At 69.5% G+C, this 17,754-nt stretch carries 20 protein-coding genes and 2 pseudogenes; 13 read left to right on the plus strand and 9 right to left on the minus strand.

Annotated features, from left to right (window positions below; translation table 11 throughout):
* The first annotated feature begins 243 nt into the window (after nt 1-243).
* The 5 genes from ACRYMY_RS18155 to ACRYMY_RS18175 all read left to right on the plus strand — a co-directional run bounded on the left by ACRYMY_RS18155 (nt 244) and on the right by ACRYMY_RS18175 (nt 4,593).
* Nucleotides 244-612 (plus strand): hypothetical protein, encoded by a 369-nt coding sequence (locus ACRYMY_RS18155; protein WP_432548624.1) that lies wholly within the window; start codon nt 244-246, stop codon nt 610-612.
* A gap of 1,104 nt (nt 613-1,716) precedes the next feature.
* Nucleotides 1,717-2,487: a hypothetical protein gene (locus tag ACRYMY_RS18160; protein WP_432548625.1), complete on the plus strand. Its 771-nt coding sequence runs from the start codon at nt 1,717-1,719 to the stop codon at nt 2,485-2,487.
* A 149-nt stretch (nt 2,488-2,636) separates the two neighbouring features.
* On the plus strand, nt 2,637-3,614 hold the full coding sequence (locus tag ACRYMY_RS18165; protein WP_432548626.1) for a replication initiation protein: 978 nt from the start codon (nt 2,637-2,639) through the stop codon (nt 3,612-3,614).
* Nucleotides 3,615-3,679: 65 nt separating this feature from the next.
* Nucleotides 3,680-3,985, plus strand: coding sequence for a sigma factor-like helix-turn-helix DNA-binding protein (locus ACRYMY_RS18170; protein ID WP_432548627.1), 306 nt, complete (start codon nt 3,680-3,682; stop codon nt 3,983-3,985).
* Nucleotides 3,982-4,593 (plus strand): hypothetical protein, encoded by a 612-nt coding sequence (locus ACRYMY_RS18175; protein WP_432548628.1) that lies wholly within the window; start codon nt 3,982-3,984, stop codon nt 4,591-4,593. Before ACRYMY_RS18170 ends, ACRYMY_RS18175 begins: the two co-directional genes overlap by 4 nt.
* A 167-nt stretch (nt 4,594-4,760) precedes the next feature.
* Here ACRYMY_RS18175 and ACRYMY_RS18180 read toward each other — a convergent pair whose 3' ends face one another.
* Nucleotides 4,761-5,000 carry a hypothetical protein gene (locus ACRYMY_RS18180; protein WP_432548629.1) on the minus strand — a complete coding sequence of 80 codons (240 nt, stop codon included), beginning with the start codon at nt 4,998-5,000 and terminating at the stop codon, nt 4,761-4,763.
* Nucleotides 5,001-5,015: 15 nt separating this feature from the next.
* Here ACRYMY_RS18180 and ACRYMY_RS18185 point away from each other — a divergent pair, with 15 nt between their 5' ends.
* Entirely contained in the window at nt 5,016-5,342 is a 327-nt protein-coding gene (locus tag ACRYMY_RS18185; RefSeq protein ID WP_432548630.1) for a hypothetical protein, read from the plus strand.
* A gap of 53 nt (nt 5,343-5,395) precedes the next feature.
* On the opposite strand, the gene ACRYMY_RS18190 is transcribed toward ACRYMY_RS18185, so the two are convergent.
* A complete protein-coding gene (locus ACRYMY_RS18190; RefSeq protein WP_432548631.1) occupies nt 5,396-5,563 on the minus strand; it encodes a hypothetical protein in 168 nt (55 codons plus the stop codon).
* A 686-nt stretch (nt 5,564-6,249) separates the two neighbouring features.
* The gene (locus ACRYMY_RS18195) at nt 6,250-6,423 is read right to left on the minus strand and encodes a hypothetical protein (protein WP_432548632.1); all 174 of its coding nucleotides are present in this window, start codon (nt 6,421-6,423) and stop codon (nt 6,250-6,252) included.
* 517 nt (nt 6,424-6,940) lie between these two features.
* On the opposite strand from ACRYMY_RS18195, the gene ACRYMY_RS18200 reads away from it, so the two are divergent.
* Together ACRYMY_RS18200 and ACRYMY_RS18205 are read left to right on the plus strand one after the other, a co-directional pair.
* Nucleotides 6,941-7,714, plus strand: a complete 774-nt coding sequence (locus tag ACRYMY_RS18200; RefSeq protein WP_432548633.1) for a ParA family protein — start codon at nt 6,941-6,943, stop codon at nt 7,712-7,714.
* A complete protein-coding gene (locus ACRYMY_RS18205) occupies nt 7,714-8,031 on the plus strand; it encodes a hypothetical protein (protein ID WP_432548634.1) in 318 nt (105 codons plus the stop codon). The genes ACRYMY_RS18200 and ACRYMY_RS18205 overlap by 1 nt, the downstream gene beginning before the upstream one ends.
* A gap of 376 nt (nt 8,032-8,407) precedes the next feature.
* On the opposite strand, the gene ACRYMY_RS18210 is transcribed toward ACRYMY_RS18205, so the two are convergent.
* The gene (locus ACRYMY_RS18210; protein ID WP_432548635.1) at nt 8,408-8,812 is read right to left on the minus strand and encodes a hypothetical protein; all 405 of its coding nucleotides are present in this window, start codon (nt 8,810-8,812) and stop codon (nt 8,408-8,410) included.
* A gap of 513 nt (nt 8,813-9,325) precedes the next feature.
* Between ACRYMY_RS18210 and ACRYMY_RS18215 the strand changes: the two genes are divergently transcribed.
* Nucleotides 9,326-9,766, plus strand: a complete 441-nt coding sequence (locus ACRYMY_RS18215) for a hypothetical protein (protein ID WP_432548636.1) — start codon at nt 9,326-9,328, stop codon at nt 9,764-9,766.
* Nucleotides 9,767-10,046: 280 nt separating this feature from the next.
* On the opposite strand, the gene ACRYMY_RS18220 is transcribed toward ACRYMY_RS18215, so the two are convergent.
* Nucleotides 10,047-10,529: a hypothetical protein gene (locus ACRYMY_RS18220; protein ID WP_432548637.1), complete on the minus strand. Its 483-nt coding sequence runs from the start codon at nt 10,527-10,529 to the stop codon at nt 10,047-10,049.
* A gap of 234 nt (nt 10,530-10,763) precedes the next feature.
* On the opposite strand from ACRYMY_RS18220, the gene ACRYMY_RS18225 reads away from it, so the two are divergent.
* The 4 genes from ACRYMY_RS18225 to ACRYMY_RS18240 all read left to right on the plus strand — a co-directional run bounded on the left by ACRYMY_RS18225 (nt 10,764) and on the right by ACRYMY_RS18240 (nt 14,173).
* Entirely contained in the window at nt 10,764-11,351 is a 588-nt protein-coding gene (locus tag ACRYMY_RS18225; RefSeq protein WP_432548638.1) for a recombinase family protein, read from the plus strand.
* 132 nt (nt 11,352-11,483) lie between these two features.
* Complete coding sequence (locus tag ACRYMY_RS18230; RefSeq protein WP_432548639.1) at nt 11,484-12,653, plus strand: type IV toxin-antitoxin system AbiEi family antitoxin domain-containing protein; 1,170 nt, start codon at nt 11,484-11,486, stop codon at nt 12,651-12,653.
* Nucleotides 12,654-12,705: 52 nt separating this feature from the next.
* The gene (locus ACRYMY_RS18235; RefSeq protein ID WP_432548640.1) at nt 12,706-13,620 is read left to right on the plus strand and encodes a nucleotidyl transferase AbiEii/AbiGii toxin family protein; all 915 of its coding nucleotides are present in this window, start codon (nt 12,706-12,708) and stop codon (nt 13,618-13,620) included.
* A gap of 229 nt (nt 13,621-13,849) precedes the next feature.
* Nucleotides 13,850-14,173 (plus strand): hypothetical protein, encoded by a 324-nt coding sequence (locus ACRYMY_RS18240; protein WP_432548641.1) that lies wholly within the window; start codon nt 13,850-13,852, stop codon nt 14,171-14,173.
* 75 nt (nt 14,174-14,248) lie between these two features.
* Here the strand turns inward: ACRYMY_RS18240 and ACRYMY_RS18245 are convergent.
* The 4 genes and pseudogenes from ACRYMY_RS18245 to ACRYMY_RS18260 all read right to left on the minus strand — a co-directional run.
* Nucleotides 14,249-14,766: pseudogene (locus tag ACRYMY_RS18245) on the minus strand (GNAT family N-acetyltransferase).
* Nucleotides 14,767-14,815: 49 nt separating this feature from the next.
* Nucleotides 14,816-15,532 carry a YdcF family protein gene (locus tag ACRYMY_RS18250; protein ID WP_432548642.1) on the minus strand — a complete coding sequence of 239 codons (717 nt, stop codon included), beginning with the start codon at nt 15,530-15,532 and terminating at the stop codon, nt 14,816-14,818.
* A gap of 33 nt (nt 15,533-15,565) precedes the next feature.
* A complete protein-coding gene (locus ACRYMY_RS18255; RefSeq protein WP_432548643.1) occupies nt 15,566-15,976 on the minus strand; it encodes a hypothetical protein in 411 nt (136 codons plus the stop codon).
* Between the two features lie 1,340 nt (nt 15,977-17,316).
* A pseudogene (locus tag ACRYMY_RS18260) lies at nt 17,317-17,754 on the minus strand (hypothetical protein); the annotation flags it as partial.

Below are 17,754 nucleotides of genomic sequence, written 5' to 3' on the forward strand. Positions count from 1 at the left end.
TGGGGTGGGCGCGCTGATGTTCGATGCCGGCGCGGGTCATCGCGGCCACGCGTTCGTTCATCACGCGGATCTCGTCGGGGGTCATCGCCCGGCCCGGGCTCGTCTGGTCCACGGTGGGGCATCGGCATGCGGCGGGTGGTGCGTGACCGCTGCCGGGACTGCGCGGGGCGCTGCAGCGGCCCTGACCTCGCACCGCCCGGGTGGCCGTTGCCGCCTGCGCACCCGACGGGTGAGCCTGGGGCGGTGAGACAAGCCGACGCCGTCGGGGCGTGGTGGGACCAGCTCGATGCCGTCGACCGCGGCCGGCTGCTGCGCCTGGACGAGAGCGAGCTGCTGCCTGAGGACCTGGCCACCGGCCTGGCCATGCACGGGGTCACCGTCGTCCCGGTGGGTGTCTCCCCCGTCGACGGGCGACCGCAGGGCTGGTGGCCACCGCCGGTGCTGGAGCAACTGCTGGCCGACCTGCGCGGCGACGTGCCGCCGGCGGGTCCAGGCGGGCGCCGGTGTCAGGAGTGCGGCGAGCCCGTCCAGGACGGCGAGGAGTGGGTCGAGGTGCCCCTGTACGCGCAGCTGACCTGCCTGGTGCACGTCGAATGCGCGCCCGAGCCGTGAGCGGATCAGGGAAAAAGAGGCGCCGACCCGACAGCAACACGGACAGGGACCCAGACGGAGACACGGGCGAATACACGGGCCTGCGCTGCGCGCGTACCGGCGCCAGCGCCTGGCGCGGGTGACTCCAGGGACGGGACCCTCACGCGCTGAGCCTGGTCGCCGATGCGTGTGCCGTGCGCTGCGCGCGGGCGGGGAAAGCCACGCCCGGCGTCGTCGCTGTCGCGCGTTGACCCCTCACCCAGCAGCACCCAGCAGCACGCAGCACCGCGGCGAGCTCACGGGCAGCGCGGCACCACCAGACCTGGTGGATCTGCCGGGTCTGCCGGGTCTGATCGAGAGCTGAGCCTCAAGAGTCCTGCGGCGTGCTGCGTCGTCGACGTCGCTGCTCCAAGACCGTGGTGAGCGCCAAGCCCGCGGCGAGCACGGTCTGCAGCAGCCCGATGACTCCCAGGACCCGGTCTCCTGCGTCGGCGAAACCGCGGGTCATCGAGACGACGCCCCCAGCCGAAACGATGACCCAGCACGTGAGGGCGACCCTCAGGCGAGTCCTGGACATCGGCGCCGGCGCGGCCATGAGATCAGCGTGCCAGCGTCACGGCACGCTGCGCCGCTGTGCGCTGGGCGACCCACCCGGGTGCACTACCTGTTGCACCACCACCACGCCTGTTGCACCACCACCAGCGGTGACGGCGGCGGTGACCGTCCCGACGGCGCACCCGCGCACCTGCACCTGGTCGTGCACTCGGTCGTGCCATCGAGCACGCCGACTGCTGCACGCCGTGCCCCGATTAACGAGTGAGCGTCAGCGCGGGCACCCACCGTGCAGCGCCCAGTGCAGCTCGTGCACCGGGGTGAGCCGTCCGGGACGGCGGGCCCGCCGATCGCCCGTGGCGAGCGGGCGGCGCCGGGCACAGTGGGCCGGTGCACCCCGGCTCCGGTCCTGCCCCCGGCCCTGTCCCCGGTCGTAGCTCGGGGCGTAGCTCCGGTCGCGGCCCGGCGTCCGATGCGCCTCCTGCCTCGCCCTCCTCAGCGCCCGCAGACTCGGATCGGCAGCCAGACCCGGAGCGAGAGCTGAAGCAGGGGTCGGGCCGGCGGCGGGTGCTGGTGAGGGGTGCGGTCGCGGTCGCGGTCGCCGCCGGGGTGCAGACCGGCGGGTGGCTGCTGCTGGAGGCACTGGGCCGGGTGCAGTGGACGCAGGGCTGGGTGGGGCTGCTGCTGGCGTGGCTGGGGCTGCTGGCCGTCGTGGTGGTGCTGGCCGACCGGTGGGTGCAGCCGCTGGCCGGGCTGGTGACCACCGCTGTCGGCACCGGCCTGCTCGTCCTGGCCCTGATCGTGCTGGTCGCCGTGAGCGAGGAACGGTGGTGGCTGGAGCCGCTGGTGGTGCTGGCGCTGGGGTACGTGGCCCTGTCCTGCGTCTTGGCCCTGGGCGTGACCGGTGCGGTCGCGGGGTGGCGCCGGGTGCCGGCGCGGCGACGGGGGTGGGCCGCGGCCGTGGCCGCGGTCGCCTCGAGCGCGGGGTGGGGGTGGCTGGCCTGGCTGCCCGGAGGCGAGGCCGGCGTGGGTGGAGACGTCGTGGGTGGGGACGTCGTGCCCGCCTGGGTCTACGCCGGGGCGTTGGCCACGCTGCTGGCCGCCACCGTGATCGCCGAGGTCAAGGTTCGTTCCTGGACGGGACCGGCTCTGGCCGTGGTCCCCGCCGCCGTAGCGGCCTTCGCACCCCTGGTCGCCCAGGATGCCGCCCTAGGGGTGATGGGCTGGCTCATCCTGACGGTCACGGCTGCGGGAGCGTGCCTGCTGGCAGCAGCGGCGGTGGCAGGGGTCAAGCGCATGAGCAGGCGGGCACCCCGGGGCAGGCAGGCGGTGGCGCGGACCTGACAGAAAGGCCCGGGAGCAGGACGGGGAGGGGCGCCGACCGGAACCACCTTGACTTGGCTAGGCACACGGTGAGCGCCACCCGAAAAAAATTGAGGACGCGGCGGCGTGTCCCGGCGGCGGGTGTCGATCTTGCTGCCACGGTGACGGCCATGCCAGGGACGGTCGCGCGGCTGGATGCGCACTCGTGGACGCAGGGCTGGTCCCCGCGCCGTCCGCTGGCCACCGATGACTTCACCCGCGGCATCTGGCGCCAGAGCCGTGAGCAGGCGCTGCGGCGGCGCTACCTGGAGCACTCCCCCAAGGCGCTGCTGTCGATGCTGGTCATCGACGTGGACCACCCCGACACCTTGATGCGGGCCATCGGCCTGCCCCGCCACCACCCCGAGCCGTCTTGGGTGGCCGAGGGGGTCAGTGGGCGCGGGCACGTGGGCTGGGTGCTGGCCGAGCCGGTCTGCCGCACCGATGCCGCGCGCACCGCCCCGCTGCACTTCGCCGCCCGGGTGCAGGAGGGCCTGCGTCAGGCCCTGGACGGCGACCGGGCCTTCAACGGGCTGCTGACCAAGAACCCGGTGCACGAGGACTGGTACCCGCACTGGGGCCGCGCCCAGCCCTACGAGCTGCGGGAGCTGGCCGCCGGGCTGGGTGAGCTGCTGCCGAAGCGCCTGCCCAAGCGGCCCGAGCAGCGCAGCGGGCTGGGCCGCAACAGCGACCTGTTCGATGAGCTGCGCGGGTGGGCCTACCGGGCCCGCTACCGCTACGAGGACCTGGGCGAGTGGGAGCAGGTCACCGAGGCCCACGCGCTCATGCTGAACCTGGAGCGCTACCCGGCCCGGCCGCTGTCGGCCACCGAGGTGCACGGCATCGCCGGCTCGGTGGCCCGCTGGACCTGGCGCACCCTCAGCCGTGAGGGCCTGGTGCGCATCCAGAGCGCCCGCGGGCGCAAGCGCGCCGCCCAGCCCAGCGCCGCCCAAGCCCGCGCCAAGGGCGCCGCCAACGGCGGCGGGGTCGCCGGTCGTATGACGACGCCGGCGCAGACGGAGGCGCGCCGTCGCAACGTCGCCAAGGCCACCGAGGCGGCATCCTTGGCACGTCAGAAGGTGACGGCCGAGCAGTGGGCGGAGGTGTAGGCGTGGGTGCCCTGAGGCCAGCGCGGCGGAAGATGACCGCTCGTGAAGCCGCCGAGAAGCTCGGCGTGCACCCCAGCACGGTGCGCCGGCACGTGGCTGAGCCGCGCGAGGACTTCCTGGCCCGTGCCCGTACCCGGCGTGAGCAGGTCCTGGCCTTGCGGGCGCAGGGGCTGAAGATGCGTGAGATCGCCGAGCAGACCGGCATCCCGCTGGGCACCGTGGGCCGGGTTATCGCCGAGGCCAAGAAGGCTGCCCAGACAGCACAGGACATGGCGCAGAAGGCCGCTCAGGAGGCCGCTCAGGAGCCCGCAGGGCAGCCTGCGGGGCAGCTGGAGGGGGAGGACACCCAGGCCGGGCAGGTCGCCTCGTGAGCGCTGCGCGCTGGAGCAGCCGCGACCCGCTGGCGCGGGCCTTCTACGACGAGCTGCGCCGCTGGGCCTACCGCACCTTCCGGCACACCAGCGGCGACCAGGTCGCCTGGCGCGCCGACGTGCTCACCGCCGCCGCCGACCTGCGCCAGGACACGCTGGTGGACGAAGAACTGGCCACCCAGATCGCCCTGCAGACCGCCGACTGGATCTGGGAGCACTTCGACCGCGACTGGACACCCGGCACAGCCCACCAGACCCGCCACGCCGGCCAGGACGCCGCAGGGGCCGCAGAGGCCCGTGAGCCGGTGCCTGCCGGGTACGCGGTGCGCACGGTGACCGGTCAGCCCACCTGGCACCTGCCCGCTGGCGAAGGCCACCCGCCGCAGCGGATGGGCTGCGGGGTGCGCCTGCGCCTGGACCGGGCCTGGGAGCACCTGCCACCGGCCGACTTCCCCACGATCGCGCGGCTCGATCGCTGCCGGCGCTGCTTCCCCACCCCGGCCCCAGCTCCGGGCCAAGGCCAGCTTGAGGGCCAGGGCCAGATCGAGGGCCGGATCGAGGGTCACAGCGGGGGCCGGGCCGCAGGTCAGGTCGAGGACCAAGACTGAGGCGCGGGCCGCTCCCCCGCTCCCCCGGTCCCTCGCTCCCCGCTCTCGTGCCGCCTGATCCCCTGCTGGCTCACGCACGCAGGGGGCCCCGGACGCAGGAGTCGGCGCCTCAGCAGCTACCGATGCCGATTTCGGGCTGAGCGGTCCCGGTCCTCACGTCCCGGTCCTCACGTCGTGGGCCGGTAGGGGCGCTGGGCGCCGGTGCGCGGGCGGCGGCGGCGCTGCTCCACCGAGGCGAAGCGTCGTCCCCAGCGCAGCGCGAACGCCTCCAGGTCCTCGTCGCTGACGCACACGGCCAGCTCGGCGTCCTCAGCCGCGGTCCACGCCAGCCCGTGCCGGGTGGCGGCGGCCGCCGTGCGCTCCTGCCGGGTGCGCTGGGAGGTCCTGACGTCGGGCCAGCGGGGCATCGTGTCTCCGTGGGCGTGATCTTCGGGAGCGTGGTCTGCGGGGGTGGGCGTGAGGGGTGGCCGGACCACTGGTGGGGCGGGCACGACTTCGACGTGTGGTGGTCCTGGCTACCGGGTGAGCACCGCGCCGAGCTGCTGGAGCTCGGTCACGGTGACCAGCCCCCCATCGGCCAGTGGCTGCGCGACCTACGCGGAGCCACCGAGCTGCTGCCCACCCCGCCCGAGCGGCCGCGTGAGCTGGGGCGCAGCCTGCCGCCCCAGCTGCCGCCGCGGGCCCTGACGCATGGCTTCCGCGTGTGGCTGGAGGAACTGCAGGGCCTGCACCGGCGCGAGGTGTCCTGATCCGCACCGGGCCTAGCCCCGGTGCGGAGCCGGCTCCCCACCGAGCCCAGAGGTCAGCCGGACTGCTCAGTGGCGCCGCAGCGGGTGACCACCAGCGGCACCCCGAGCAGGCTCATACCGGCCACGACCGGGACCCACAGCAGGCGAGGGTCCATCAGCGGGTGGCGCCAGATGAGCAACGGGACGACCAAGAGCAGCGCGGTGCCGATGGCCCACAACACGCCGCGGGGCGGGTTCGACAGGCATTCGCGCCTGGCGTAAGTTCGGGCGCGGTTCCATCCCATTAGAGCTCCAAGGTTCAGGGGATTGGGACATACGAGAACCAGCAAGATCACGAGAGCCCGGCCCAGGTTGCCCCCTGGACTCGCCGGGCTTTCGTGCGTTCACGTACCTGCCGGTCCCTTCGACAGTACCCACGGCGGTGGAGGCGTCCAGTCGCCACAAGTTGGTGTGTCACACCAGCGTCATTCGCATCTCCTGGGGACGGGGTTGTGGATTTTCGGCGTGGTTCCGTTTTCGCAGGTCAGAGGCTTAAGGCATTCCGCCTCATCACTCCCTGTGATCAAATCCTCGCCTTAGGTGTACGGCGTGTCGCGTGCGCTCGGCGTGTTGACGTCAGACGCACGGCACCGGACGGACGGGAAGTGTGGACGCCCTTGTGGTCAGCGGCGTGCACGGCCGGTGGACGGGTCGTGGACTGGCCCGTCCTGTGGATGACGCTGTGCCCGTGGGGCTGCGTCACGATCGAGGTGGATGTGACCGCTAGTGCCCACCGCCTTGGTGGCCTAAAGCGGGGCCGAGTGCCCCGCTCCTCCGTCGTGTCGGACCCGACTGGCACGGTGCGCAGCACACCGGCCGCGCCGGCGCGTGAGGGGAAGCTCGCGCCGGCGCGGCTGGTGCCCGGGAGCTACGCCTTGGGCCAGGGCAAGGACAGCGGGACGTCCAGCACGGCGGCGCCCGCCACCAGCAGGGCTCCCAAGGCCACAACGTCCTGGTGCCAGCCGTACAGGCCGACCCCGGCGATCATGAGGAACCACCCCAGCGGCTCCCGGGCAGAACTGAGGGCTGCCACCACGGCCACGGGCATGGTGGACTGGGCGTGCGAGGGCCGATGCATGAGCGGCATCACCTTCCGGATCAGTAGCGAGCTGGTCACGGGCCCCGGCGGGACTACGGGATGGCAGTCCCCCCGCCGGGGCCCCTTGCATGCCGGCCTCACGCGCCGGGGTGCGCACGATGCCGAGGTCTTCGACTCTACGGGGCGTCGACGACACGGTCCGGGCGTACCCGCGTAGCAAAAGCTCTCTCCCGCAACGGTTTCGTACACACCTTTACCGTCGGGAGGAGATGCATCTGCACGTGCCATGACGAGCCATGTCGGGCCATGACCTGCTACGACGGATGCGGCGAGCGGTTGTCGCTGAGGTGCTCCCAGGCTCTCCTCAGCGCCTTCACGGTCGGCTGGCTTGCGTCCAAAATCGTCTGTGTGTCGCGCTCCGTCGGCGTGTCGTCGGTGTTTGGCGGCGTCGGCGGGGTGCTTTGGCAACACGCGGCGCGCCTAGGGCATTGCAGGCATGTCAGCTTGTAAACATGCCTGCATGTTGACGGTGGCGTTCACGAACCAGAAGGGCGGCGTGGGCAAGACCTCCACGGTCGTCGGCCTCGCCGCAGCCCTCGACAGGCGTGGCCTGCGGGTGCTGTGCATCGACCTGGACCCCCAGGCCGACATGACGCAGTGGTTCGGCCTGGACCCCCTGGACGACGTGCGCAACGTCAACGACGTGATCTACGCCGACGCCAAGGGCGTGGCCGGCGAGGCCGTCCAGCGCGCGGCCTGGGGCAGCGGCATCGACGTCATCGGCTCCACGCTGGACCTGGCCGAGCGCGAGACCGACCTGTCCCCCGGCAGCGAGTTCCGGCTGGCCAAGGCGCTGGACGGGCTCAGCGGCTACGACGTGGTGCTCATCGACTGTCCGCCCAGCATCGGCCGGCTGGTCGTCCTGGGCTTCGTGGCGGCCACCCACGTCGTCGTGGTCACCGAGCCCAGCGCCGCCAGCCTGCGCGGGGTGGAAAACGTGCTGCGCACCCGCGATGTGGTGGCCGAGCACTACAACCGGCGCCTGCAGCTGGCCGGCATCGTGGTCAACCACCAGCAGCGCACCACCGAGTCGGCGCTGCGCGTGGCCGAGGTGGCCGAGGCGTACGGCGCCAGCGTCTGGGAGCCCTACGTGCCCGCCCGGGCCATCGTGGCCGCCGCCATGGGCGCTGCGGCCTCGGTCGCCGACTACGGCGCCGACGGCAAGCCGGTCACCGAGGTCTACGACGCCCTGGCCGAGCGGCTGGTGGCGCTGAACGGCGAGGGGGCAGCCTGATGGCCCGGCCCGCCCCCAAGGGCGCCCTGCGCAAGGCACCCGGCCGTGAGCACCCCGTCGCGCCGGCCCCCAGCGCCGACTCCCCCACCGCGCCGGCCACTGCTACACCGGCCGCCGCACAGGCAGCCGCCGCGCCCGACCCCGCCGTCGAGACGGCCGCTCCTGCCGCACCAGCCGCCGCGCTGCCCATGTTCAGCGTGCGCATGGACCCCGTCCTGCGCCGACGGGTGAAGCTGTGGGCCGCTGAGCACGACATGTCCGTGCAGGCGCTGACCGCCGCAGCGCTGAGCGAGTACCTGGACCGCCACAGCAGCTGACATGTCAACACGCATGCATGTATGCAATCCATTGAGAAGACATGTATGCATGTAAACATGCAGGTCAGTCGTTGATCGGCTGACGCAGGTTGGGTGGGATGACCTCGCGAGCACCGCACCGCAGTGCCTTGTCATGGCGGGCTTGGTGGCAGGCCACTCGTTCGCCCTTGGTCCCGATGCATGGCTCATCGCGCCGTGCTTTGCACTGCGGGCAGCGGTACCTCATAGCCGCTGCGCGGTAGGTGAAGGCCATGGCGGCATCCTGCCCTCATCTCTTGATCGACCGATTGCGAGATGGCCATGCGCGGGTCAAGCGGCGATGGATCGTTCTCTGCTCCGTCCGGGGTGATCACCTGGTGAGCCGAGGGCCGGCTGCTCACACGTCCTGACAGGTCCCCACGTCGGGCACGGTGCGCGCCTGTGGGCAGTGAAGGTGCGTCCAGCCCTGCTTGCCGTAGCCGTCACGGCTGTCGACGTAGACCTCCAGGCCGCTGCGGTCGGGGACCGCCCGGTAGTAGGTGGTGATCGGGTCGCCCTCGACGGTGTAGTCGGTGACCGTCAGCTCGGCACCGGCGCCGGCGGCCTGTGCCTCCTGCAGGCACGCGACGGCCTCGCGGGGTACCTGCCCGTCCACGTCGCGGGTGACGTCTCCGCAGGAGGTCAGGTCCTGGCGGGTCAGGAAGGACAAGGGCGGTGCGTAGATGGCGACCAGGACCGCGGCCACGCCGAGCACGACGGCGAGCAGCACCCACCAGGGAGCGCGTTGCGGCGTCGGTTCCACCAGTCGACCTCGATCCGCCAGAACAGGGGAGCGTGGCATGCGGAGGTGTGACCGCTCCTCAGCGAGCCTGGTTCCCGGAGTCACCACATCGGTACGACCCAGACTCCACGACCCGGCGTGATCACGTCCGGGCATCGGCATCCCAGCGCGCCCGACCTCAGATCAGCCATCGCAGAAGTGACCGTCTACGAGACAGCAGCTGCGCCTGGCTGGCGGGATGACCGTGCGTTGGCCGGATGACGCCTTCCGTGGAGGGCGATGGCTCCTCCTGTCCCGCTGATGCCTTCGTGCAGGGGCTGCTGCACCGCCGAGCGGGTGATGTGACGAAGCGTCGGCGGCCCGCGAGGGTACGGTCCTGCTGCCCAGCAGCAGGTGAAGCCCCTGCGGGTGCTGCATCGATGCGGTCAGCACTGGTTGCCGCCGCCTCGTGATCGTGACGCGCCGGGAGGTCGTACCCCAGACATGGACCGCATCAGGCGGCTACCGCGTGGGCCGGTCCTCGCGCGAGCTCTCGTGGTCGGCGTCGGCTGGCTGGTGGTCATGCTGATCAACAACCACGTCGTCGCGCCTGGAGACGTCGGTGGCGCCGACATCGGGCTCTTCCTCATCCTCTGGAGCGCCTTGGGTTGTCTCACCGCGGCGTGCGCGGCCTGGGACGGTCGTCGCAGCGCTCGGCGGGGGGCACCACGAGATCAGGGGCAGTGGACCTGGGGTGTTGCTGTGTTCCTGGGCACCCTCATCGGGTCGTTGGTGCACGCGGGCGACAGCCTGGTCGGTGAGTCCATCGACCGGATCGACGCGTACGCCGCCGCTGTGCTCCTCTTCAACCTCGTGGTGTTCGTGATCGGGCTCGCCCCCTTCCTCGGGGCGGCGGCTATCGCGCCGTTCACGGTGGTCTACGACCGCGTCGCGCGCCGGGGCGTGCCGGGCCGAGGTGAGGTACGGCGGTCCTGATCGTCGTTGTCCTCGGCGCGGGGGACGGCCCTTCTCCTGACCTGGTGGACTCCCGCCTACCGCAACGTCCAGGTGATCGCGATGCATGACCGGGTCCGCTCATCGGCGACACATGGGTGGTCGTCGCGCTCAGCGTGCACTCGGTCATCGCCATGAGCGGAAGATCATCAAGCCTGCCGTGACGTTGCGTGGTGACGGCCTGGCATCGCAGAAGCGACCGTCTATGAGACAGCAGCTGCGCCCGGACGGCGGGATGATCGCGGGGTGCCGACGGTGGCCGTTAGACCGGCAGGGTCAGGACGATGGTGTGGGCTGTCTCGGGCAGCCCTGCCTGGGGCCAGGTGATGTTCAGGTGCATGCGGCTGTCGGCGGGCAGTTCGTCGACCCAGTAGCTGGCTTCCATGGCGAAGTGGACCTCGCCGGTCGCCGTGTCCTCGAAAGTGTGCGTCGAGACCGTTTTGGCCTGGACCTGGTCGGAGAGGTCGTTGAGCGCCACCCGCAGCACCGGCTCCGATCCAGGGACTCCGCCGCCGGCAGGGTCCAGAGCCTGGCGAGGACCGTCGATCACCTGCCGCCGGGCGGCCTCGGCGTGCACGCCGTCGGCGTGCACACGCAGGTGCAGCATCAGGCCAGCAGGCCGGGCGTGGGCTTGGACGTGGTCGAGCTCGGCGCGGATGCCGGTGGCATGGCTGAGCAAGAGGGGGCCGTGTGCGGGGATGCCGACGTCATCCGGTGCAATGGCGGGAACCCAGCGTCGCGGCATAGCCCCACTCTCCCCGTGACCGAACGCGGAGACAACGCACGGAACTCGGCATGGGCGGAAGATCACCAAGCCTGCCGTGACGCTGCGTGGTGACGGCCTGGCATCGCAGAAGCGACCGTTTCTGAGACACCACGGGGGAGCGGCGGTAGGGCCGCGACACGCCGTCTCAGAACCCGTGTCCACAACTAGCGTCTCACCAGCGGCCGGTCGGTGCCTTCTGAGACGGTCCCGTCTGTGCCCACCTCCTCGCCCACGCGCTCGACCACCCAGCAGCCTGGTCACCTGCTCGGCTACGCCCGCGTCTCCACCACCGCGCAGGACCCTGCCCTGCAGCACGACGCCCTCACTGCGGCCGGCTGCTACCGCACCTGGACCGACACCGCCTCCGGCGCCCTCGCGGCCCGCCCGGCCCTGGACGACGTCCTGGCCCGCCTCGGGCCCGGGGACGTCCTGGTGGTCTGGCGCCTGGACCGCCTGGCCCGATCCCTGCGCCACCTGCTGACCCTCATCGATGACCTGGACAGCCGCGGGGTGGGCTTCCGGTCCCTGACGGAGTCCATCGACACCACCACCGCCACCGGCCGCCTGGTCCTGCACCTCTTCGGCGCCCTAGGTGAGTTCGAACGCGACCTGCTCAAAGAGCGCACCGCCGCAGGCCTTGAAGCGGCGGTGGCCCGCGGCCGGCGCGGCGGTCGCCCAGCGCTGATGACCCCGGCCAAGCTGGCCGCTGCCCGCGCCCTGCTGACCGCCGGGCGCACCGCCGGCGAGGCCGCCGAGGCAGTCGGCGTCAGCCGGGCCACGCTGTACCGCGCTTTGGCCTAGCTGACCTAGCTCAGACCCTCGAATACTGGCTGCCCTCAGCCGCGGGGACTCAGTAGACCTTGATCAGGACGGTTCATCTTAGATCATGGCTTCGCATGCTGCAATAATCACTCAGAGAGTTACTATCGCAGCATGCCCGACAGCATCGAAGCACTGGGGCGCCTGGGCGACCTAGCTATGGACCAGTGGGGCCTGTTCACCAGCTCCCAGGCGCGGCAAGAGGGTCTTACCCCACAGCAACTGGCAAGACTGACCAAGACGGGAGCTCTCGAGCGCCTAGCGCACGGCATCTACCGGGTCGTAGGTGCACCGATCCAGCCACATGACGAACTGCGGGCAGCTTGGCTAGCTCTAGCCCCAAAGATCACCGTGCAGCAGCGGCTTGAGTCGGGCCCCACCGAAGTCGTCTCCCATCGATCCGCTGCAGACCTTCACGATCTTGGTGACCTCGATGCGGACGAGCTTGAGTTTACCGTCAAGGTGCGCAAACAAACACGCAATCCCCAGGTGCGATTCCATAAGGGTGAGTTTGATAGCCTTGAATGGACAATCGTCGATGGACTTCCGGTCACTAGCATTACCAGGACGATAGAGGACCTAGCGAAAGCCAGAGTTGATGGCGGCCACCTTGCTGGCATTGTGCGAGATGCCATCACCGCACGTCATGTTGATGTCGACGATATTGCAGACGCACTCGCTCCATATGCTCATTACTACGGAGCTCCCATCGGCCAGGGTGCAGCCCTCGTGCAGCAGCTACTAAAGCAGGCCGGAGTTCCTAGGAGCACCCAGGTAGCAAGTCGCCTTTTCGAGTCGAACACGATCCCCTTCCGGAGCGGTCAGAAGATACTAGAATCTATGAACATAAACCTCATGCCTGGAATTCTTCCAAGTTTTTATGCGGACTGGATGCGCCCGGTGATTGAGTCAAACGCGGGAACTCAAAAGTTCGTCGCTGAAATTATCAGGTCGGCCGCAATGAACGATGCACTAAAGATACACATGGATCCTATAATTAGGTCAATGGATGACCTCGCAAAAATAAACACCGCCCCCATCGTTACGGCGATCGAAAACCTGGCAAAATCCACCTCGCAACCTCTACAGGAGACAATTAGACGGATGGCCGAAACTGCAGGGCTTTCTCTAGATAGAGCAGTTTTTAATATTGATCCAATTACGCGGCAGGCGGTGCTTAACGCTATCGAAGGTCGGCAGTCGGATCGCGAAAGAACATCCAGCGATGGGCATACCGAAGAGACTGAAGAGGAATCTCCGGGTGAAAACCCGGAAGTTCCTTAACACTGGCTGGTACGAGTGACCAGCCGATCGCCGATCACGGAAGGTCCACGTCGTGTCGTCGCAACAACCCTTGTCTCCCAATGCTTTTCGTACATCAGTAAGAGCCCGCTTGAGGAATGAAGCCGTCCGAACCGGTCGAAACTACGGTGAACTTGAGCGCGAGTTCATCCTACAGCGCTTCCTTGCTCGCGTTTTCAGCGAAAATGAAAGCTCTTGGATCCTGAAGGGGGGCACAAACCTTCTTGTTCGGCTTCCCGGGGATGCGCGACACAGTAAAGACCTAGACCTGCTGCATTCATCGCAGGACCTAAGCTCAGCCGTCGCTGAACTTGAGGAACTAAGCAAAAAGCGCATGGATCCGTTCACCTTCACGCTTAGCCCACCAAAAGAGATGAGTGGCGGAGTGGCAGGGGCCACAATCAAAGTGGCCGCCTACCTAGGGGCCACGCGCTTCGGCGGGTTCCCCATTGATCTTTCCACCGAGCTTCATTTTATCTCAAAGGTAGATCGCCATCAACCCCAGGAAATACTCAAGATGGAGGCCCTTGAGCCTCTCCCCGAGTTCCAGCTATACCCGCTGCCAGACCAAGTCGCCGACAAGGTTTGCGCCATGTACGAAAACCACGGAGCTGAGGGGAATGTGCCCTCGACGAGGTACCGCGACCTTGTTGATCTAGTTTTGATCGTGCAGAACTTCGAGCTTGACGCTGGCTCGACTCAAGCAGCCTTGACTGCGGAGTCAAGGCGTCGAGGTCTCAACCTTCCGGACGCCTTTTCTTCTCCTCATCCACAGTGGACCACCGCCTACGCTGAGTACATCCGAAAGGCGTCGCTTCCAGGGAATCACTCAACTCTTGAGGTTGCTCTTTCCATCGCCGGAGCTTGCATTACACCTCTTCTCTCTGGAGGGATTGAGGACGGCACATGGGATCCGCATGCGCGCAAGTGGACGCCGAATGAATCATAGTAACCATTTGATTCCGTCTTATGCGGAGCTTCTATCGATGGAGGCATGCATTGATAGCGGCGCATCTTTCATCATGGCGACATCGGGAGCATCCTTGTGACGGCCTCGGCCAGCGTCAGTTGCAAACCTTGCTCGATGTCGGCCGGCAGTCGAACATGGGAGGCCATTAACTCCGCCCGATGAGCGTGCAGCCAGGTTGGACGACGTCCGCGTGGGCGATCCTGGAGCTGTGTCGATCAGCGTCTATGTCCGGGAGTACGGCGGCCCGACCGTCGAGTCCTACCTCGGTCCGGGAGTCGAGCAGCTCGTCGTCTCGTCCTACGGGGCGCCCGAGAGGTTCCCTCTGCTCTCTGGCATCGACACGGACGACGAGACGGTCTTCAACGAGCGTCAGTGCAAGCGGCTGCGCGACGAGCTGCACGTCCTCGCCGACGAAGCTGACGACGACGTGGTGCGGTCCGCCGCCCACTCCCTCATCGAGTTGACCCAGCTCCTGATGGGCAGCGAACGAAGCGTGCCTGCGCACCGCACCTTGTACTTCAACGGCGGCTGAACGTGGAGCCGTTGGATGCGCTCGTGCTGTCGCCCGCGCGGTGCGTGCTCGTGGTGCTCTGACGCTCGGTGCGTCTCAGTCAACCGCAGAGAACAGCAGGCTGTCCTCGCGCCGGCCCCGGATGAGCACGTGAGAGCGCAACAGCCCCTCCTGCTGCATGCCGATCCTGCGCAGCACCCGCTGGGAGGCCACGTTGCCCGGCCGGCACGTGGCCTCCACTCGAGCCAGCGCCAGGTCCTCACGGGCGAAGCGCAGCACCGCCCCGGCCGCCTCGCTGGCGTAGCCCTGACCCCAGTGCGCCCGGGCCAGGACGTAGCCCATCACTCCACGCCGGTGCTCGGCGCTGGTGATCGTCACCGAGCACGCCCCCACCACCGCCCCGGCAAGGGTCACCGCCCAGGTCATCGAGTCCGGCTGTTCTGCCAGGGAAGCGGCGTGCATCTCGTCGATGAAGGCTCTGACTGCGCCGGGGTGTTGGGTCCCCAGTCGGTGTAGCGGCACACCTCCGGATCACCTGCGTAGGCGTGCACCGCCTCCACGTCGTCAGGGGTGAAGGCCCTCAGCAGCAGCCGCTTCGTCGCCAGCTCAAGCACCCGTGGACCCTAGAAGACCTGCGGCGCCCAACGCCCGAACATGCCCCTGTCACGCGGTAGCGCCTCTGGACGTCAGCACGTGCCCGGTAGTGCGCGCTAGCGCGTGGACGAGGGTGGCCACCTTCCACCCGCAGCGTTCACCGAGGCGGTAGTCCGCCGCCGGCACCAGCCGCCGCGCCAGGTCCGGGCGCTGCTGGGTCAGGTAGCGCCGCGCCCTGGCCGCGTGCGTGGGGGTAGAAGCAATCGTGATGCTGCCCGCCCGCTCGAGCTGGTCCACGCAGTGCTGCACGTTCTGCCAGGTGCTGCGCGCAGCTTCCTCCAGCGCGATCTGCTCCTGTTGGACACCGAGCACCTGATGGGCGTAGGTGGCCATGACCCGCGCCTCGCTGAGCTCGCCGGGTGCACCGGTGCACCCGCCGGTGAACAGCAGCCGACCGTGCACCGGGTGCATCGAGCGCACCGCGATGTCGGTGCGCCAGCGCTGCATCGGGTGCAGCTGCCCGCCGGGGCGGCTGGGGCAGCCCAGCACCAGCACCGTCTGCGGGCCCGGCGCCAGCCCATGACCGCCCTCGGGCCGGTCAGTCGACCAGCCGCAGCGGCAAGCACGCCACTGCACCAGCTCGGCGATCACAACCACCGCCGCAGGTACTGCCACAACCGCCGCGACGGCCACCGGCAGCGATGCGAGTGAGCCAGGCACCTGGCGATCCTTGCTCAGGCTTCGATGCCCAAGGCGGTCGACACGTACGGACATGCCCTCATCCACGCGGTCACGAAGGAGAGGTCAACAGCGACCGCCTCACGTCGCCAGAGCAAAACGCAACTGCTGGCTTGCCTCCGGGCTGGCCAGAGCGCTGCACACCGGAGCGCAGGTAGGGCAGTGCTCCAAGCCGGGACAGACCAGCACGATCAGAGCGCGCAGCACCAGACGCAGCTGCAGGCCCGGGTCCACCCCGCTTGCCAACAACAGCGTCTTGACCGCGGTGCCCGTTAATGCGTAAGCGGCCCACCCCGGGACCCTCTGAGCCACCAGGAAAGCTGCCGCTCCCTGCCCCACCGCGCCGGCGTACGTGGCCGGGTCGATGGCGGCTGCGACGTCGTTCAAGGCCACGCACAGCTCGTGCCGGCGCAGGAAACGCCGGCTCAGTGGTCGTGCACCCCACAGCACGTCGGCGACCGCCTCATAGCCGCTGGAGGGGTCCTGCAGCACCTCCACGACCGTGCTGGCGCCATCACCGATCTGTCGGTGCAGCGCTGCAGCGTTGCGCTGCGCACGGCGGGTCGAGCGCGCTCCTGCCGGGCGCAGCGCCGCAACCGAGCGGCTGGGGCGAGCAGCCCTCGGACGCCCCGGCACCATCGTCGGGGTGCGCCCGCTCCTGACCGCCGGCGCGGGAAAAGCACTGGGCGCTGTGCGCCGCGGCGCACGAGACCTCGGCTGCAGCGGCGGCAGGTTGCCCGCCTTGCGCTGGCACTCCCGATATGGCTTGGAGCCGGTGTAGTGCTTGCCATGGCACACCGCGCACGGACGCAGACGCCCCCGCTGACGCTGCTGGCTCATCGCGCTCCTTAGCTGACTCCTACGCCGACCACCACGATGATCAACGCAGTGATCAAGGTGGTGACCAACGTAGCCAGCGGCACCGACACGACACTGCGTTACGGAAAGCTGCAGCAAGCCATACATGGGCCGGTATGCGGCGAGGCGTCCACAGGTCAGCGCATCAGGGCTTGCCCGGCAGTCGCACCACGGCAGCCGCTCCTTGCCCAGCGGACGATTGCACCTCACCGCATACAGGCACCCTGCACGGTGTCCCAGGCCACGCCGCAACAGTGAAACTCACACCACCGAGCCCGCATCCAAGCAGCGCGGCAGCCACTCCGAGTGGGCGGAAATCCACCCGCCCACCGTGCTGTCGACGCCCGCACCGGCAGCACCCGCACGCCGGAAACCCTCGTCGCGACCGCGGCGACTTCCGTCTCCGACGCGGCACCCACGGCATCTGCGGTACACCACGCCCGCGTGGGCCGGCAGCGCCCGGGCACTGCTGATCGACTTAGGGCACCCAAGTCAGCCCCACCCCGGGCCGCTGCCGGCGGCCTCGCTCGCGCCCGGCGCACCCGCTGCCCGGCTCCTCCCGGACCTCGTGCGGGCCCGTCCCTCATGCCCAGCGCAGCGACGCCCTGACCAGGGCGAACGGACTTAGGGCACCTAAGTCCATAGCTTGCTCCGCAGGCCCCAGGCGGTGGGTTTCCGCCAGCCGCCGGACCCACCCAGCCCGCGACGCGCCACCGACAGCGCCACCAAGACCGCGCACCGTGGGCGCGAGTGGGTCGGTGCGTGATGCCGGTGCATGGTGCCGGTGCATGGTGCCGGTGCGGTGGCCCGGCGCAGCGGACGCGGGCGTCTCGGCGCAGGCGCAGGCATAGGCGCGGGGACGGGCGCAGGCGTCACCATCCGGGCCGGGGCTGCGCAGCAAGATATAGAGATAGGTGCCCTACGCGAGCGTGGGCTCCCGCCGGGGGCGGGTCGCTGCGCTGGGCAGGGGCGGCTCACATGCCGCTGGCGTCAGCGCCGAAGCCACCGAAGTCCCCACCTCCGCCGCCGCCGGGTCCGCCGCCGGGTCCGCTGCCGGCGCCACCGATGGTCAGCGACCACGCCAGGACCCCGACCGTCAGCCCGATGCCGCCGGCGGCCAATGGCATCAGCGCCAGCAGCCCCACCACGGGCACGAACAGCGCGGCCGCGGACAGCACCACCGTCAGCAGCGACCAGCCGATGACACGGCCGCTGACGTCATGGGTGCGGGCGTGGGTGTGGGCGCGGGTGCGCTCAGCGGCGGCGAAGACCCGGTCGGTGCGGGTGGGGTGGGCGCGCTGATGTTCGATGCCGGCGCGGGTCATCGCGGCCACGCGTTCGTTCATCACGCGGATCTCGTCGGGGGTCATCGCCCGGCCCGGGCTCGTCTGGTCCACGGTGGGGCATCGGCA

Origin of the sequence: Kineococcus haloalkalitolerans (assembly GCF_050871905.1) — a bacterium.
Classification (GTDB): Bacteria; Actinomycetota; Actinomycetes; order Actinomycetales; family Kineococcaceae; genus Kineococcus.